The organism is Cellulomonas sp. GbtcB1, assembly GCF_019091725.1.
Lineage (GTDB): Bacteria > Actinomycetota > Actinomycetes > Actinomycetales > Cellulomonadaceae > Cellulomonas.
On sequence record NZ_JAGXJG010000704.1, the window covers coordinates 1 to 230 of the forward strand.

At 78.7% G+C, this 230-nt stretch carries 1 pseudogene; it reads right to left on the reverse strand.

The window, feature by feature from the left end:
* Positions 1–230: pseudogene (locus KVT14_RS21885) on the reverse strand (GuaB3 family IMP dehydrogenase-related protein); the annotation flags it as partial.

Here is a 230-nt window from a genome sequence, read left to right on the forward strand (position 1 = left end):
GACCTCGCCGACCCGGCGGCGGATCAGCTCGGGCTGGATCGGGGCGGAGAAGATCTCCTGCATCCGGGCGGGCGCCTCGCCGGCCCGGAGCTCGGCGCTCTGGGCCAGCAGCGGCTCCGGGTCCTCGTACCGGGTCCACAGTCCCTCGCGGTCGTGCACGCCCAGGCCGCCCGCGCGGCCCCGCGCGTCCGCGGGCCCGGGGCTCATCCCGGTGTCCATCGGCGCCGCCA